General features: G+C 33.0%; 4 protein-coding genes. 1 reads left to right on the forward strand and 3 read right to left on the reverse strand.

Going from position 1 to position 2,962, the window contains the following annotated elements:
• The coding region (locus M4I42_RS16490; protein WP_268853136.1) for an IS66 family transposase at nt 1-263 on the forward strand (263 nt) is incomplete at its 5' end.
• Nucleotides 264-469: 206 nt separating this feature from the next.
• Here the strand turns inward: M4I42_RS16490 and M4I42_RS16495 are convergent.
• The 3 genes from M4I42_RS16495 to M4I42_RS16505 all read right to left on the reverse strand — a co-directional run bounded on the left by M4I42_RS16495 (nt 470) and on the right by M4I42_RS16505 (nt 2,909).
• The gene (locus M4I42_RS16495) at nt 470-724 is read right to left on the reverse strand and encodes a hypothetical protein (RefSeq protein WP_268853137.1); all 255 of its coding nucleotides are present in this window, start codon (nt 722-724) and stop codon (nt 470-472) included.
• 182 nt (nt 725-906) lie between these two features.
• Nucleotides 907-2,196 carry a SunS family peptide S-glycosyltransferase gene (locus tag M4I42_RS16500; protein WP_268853138.1) on the reverse strand — a complete coding sequence of 430 codons (1,290 nt, stop codon included), beginning with the start codon at nt 2,194-2,196 and terminating at the stop codon, nt 907-909.
• A gap of 515 nt (nt 2,197-2,711) precedes the next feature.
• A complete protein-coding gene (locus M4I42_RS16505; protein WP_268853139.1) occupies nt 2,712-2,909 on the reverse strand; it encodes a hypothetical protein in 198 nt (65 codons plus the stop codon).
• Nucleotides 2,910-2,962 lie beyond the last annotated feature (53 nt).

Here is a 2,962-nt window from a genome sequence, read left to right on the forward strand (position 1 = left end):
CAGAAAAGCGCAAGCACGAAGCGCTTCTCTTCCTGCGAAAGAAAGAAGTGCCGTTTGACAACAACCAAGCCGAACGCAATTTGCAGATGGTGAAAGTCAAACAAAAAATTTCTGGAACGTTTCGTCAGGAAGACGATACCGAGGCTTTCTGTGTCATTCGTAGTGTCATTTCCACCCTTCAAAAACACGAAAAGCCGGTGTGGGAATCGTTACAAAGACTTCTGAGTGTGGAGTCTCTCCAAACGATTCTCCATTCCTCCTAGGGCATTTTCGATACCGAAAATGCCCTATTGGTGCTGGATTCTGAAAATCTCGCTGATATTGGGCTGAGTGGATACTTTTAAACAGAGTAAAGTCGATTTTCCAAATCAATATCATAAGAAGCATTTGATCGAATGCGTTCTTGTCCGACAAATCCATATTGGAAATCATCATTTTAAAGTGTATGCATATAACACGAAGGGTTCCCTTAATCTACTTCTATCAAAACGGCTTGTTGCACAGGAGGGCAATATTTAGCAACAACGTTTCTTTCTGATAAATAATACTTTTTCCCATCAATCAATAATAAGTCCACACCAACGACTTCACAAATTTTTCCTTGATTTGTTAATTGTTTCACTACTGCATCCATTAGGCTCTTTTTATCAAAATATCTCTCATCCAATTCAATTATTATTTTTTTTTGTTTATTAATTAGATTTTTCAAAAAATCAACAAACACAAAAAACATCCCCTTTCATAAATGTATTATAAAAAAATGTAAAGCCTTTCTTCAACTGTAAAAGACATATTCTAAATGCATTCCCTGAAGAATAATTATCCCTATACATCCGCAAGAAGTATATCATTTCCCCGCTCATCAGACACGTGTTTTAGAAAACTTATGTTCTTCATACACTAGTATCACGTGAATAGCTGTGATCGTATTTTATCTACATATAAGTATAGTTTTTTCATAGAAGATAGTTTCAAACTTTCAGACTTTATACACTCATAAATCTCTATTGCTCTATCACAATCATTTATTGACATCAAAAGGTCAAACACTAATAGCTTTATGTGATCATTTGATTCATTAATAAAGCTATATTTCCTATTTACACTAATACAATCTTCTAAGACATATATAAGTTTTGTTATTTTTTGTTCTATACTCATCTTTATCATTAAAGCTCTATAGTAATCAATATCTGAACAATTAGGATATATTTGTTCGAACAAATCCAAATAACTTTCTAATAATTTAAAGTCATTATTTTCAAATAATATCCTACACAACAACAACATTGCATCTAAAAAAAATCTAGAATTAGTATTTTGACTTAATTCTATTGATTTAATAAGATAGTTTTTAACTATACGTATATCACCTTTCGAATTGTATAATTCTCGGGCATAGAAGTAAAACCACTTTGGATTAGAGGGCTCAATCTCCAGCATTTCTTTTGTAAGTTCCTTATTTCTCTCATTTTTCTTCTCTATGTCTACAATTCGTGGATCATATCCATCATGCTCTACAATAATATTGGCTGGAATATTAATTGGGATGTCTCCACTTAATAAAACAGGTTCTTCGTGCACCTTACCACTAAACAAAATACCTTTTTTCAACGAAAACATTCTCCTATTATCTAATGAAATACTTCCATCATGTTCAATGATTTTTGGGCTTATAACACAATCAATCCCCAAAAAATCCAACAGTCTTGCAATTCTTTTTATTTTCCCTTTGTTCTCCTTTGAATAAACATTATCCGCATCTATAAAATAAATCCAGTCTCCACTCGCTTTTTCAATGATTTTGTTCCTGTGAAACGAAAAATCATTCCTCCATGGTTCAACTAATATTTCCACATGTGAACACTTTTTTTGCATATCTTTTATTATTGCTAAGGTATTATCGTTAGATCCTGAATCTACTACTATAATTTCGTCAAATTCATCCATTACACTATGTAAACATCTTCTTATGCATCTTTCTTCATTATATGTAATAACACCACACGTGATAGTAGGATAGGGTAAATATTCATATTCAAATACTACTCTATCTATGTTTGTGTACTCCCATTGCAATCCTACTGCTAAATTTTCATACGCATCTGGTCTATGTAGCAACATTAAATCTGTAAAAAGCTCTGAATCCGGGAATAAGCTTTCTATTTTCTTAAAAAACGAAGACAAACTATCCAAATCGAGCCCCCTCCTACTCCATCAAACAAAATAATCACTATTAGCTAGCTTCTGTTTTTATAACTATGTAGCTCGCAACTATCTAACTTACATTTCGCACCCTTAATAAAAATTCAAAAACAATTTATAGAGAATGAATATTAACCCTTTAATTAACAACAAAACCATATTAAACAAGTTAAATTATCACTCTTTTTAAAAAATAAATCATTTTTATTCAGTGATATTCAAAAGCATCTCATATGTGAGCAAAATTCAATTAGTTAAATTGAAAAATCTTCACCAGTTAAAAAAACGAACTTCACATGGAGTGGCGCACATGGCTTCTTCGCTCCATACGGGAATTTATCACTACTGTCCGACCTCTATAGCAAATCCTATGGTATGAAGAGACTTCCATGTCAAGCAACCATGATACCACTCCATGTTCCAATAAAATTTCCACGCCCTGTCTAGTTTGAAAAAATTGCTCAACTTTCCTCATTGATTATAACTGGTAGAGCTAAATGGTCACTTTAACGTCCTTTGCCATAATTTGAAGTGAAAAACGTGATATTAGAAGCCGATCCGCATCCCCAAGTAGCTCCCGCTATAGACCATGCGGTCGCGGCAACAACGTACCATCCATTATTTAATACATTGTAACCCCCATCATAACTTGTCAATTCCTCAAAATTTAACTCACTCATTAATTCATTCATTAATTCCTTCATTGAATATCTCCTCCGTTATCTTTATTAAACTTTTGCACACACCCACAATTGTA

This window comes from Anoxybacillus sp. J5B_2022 (genome assembly GCF_026847645.1).
Lineage (GTDB): Bacteria > Bacillota > Bacilli > Bacillales > Anoxybacillaceae > Anoxybacteroides.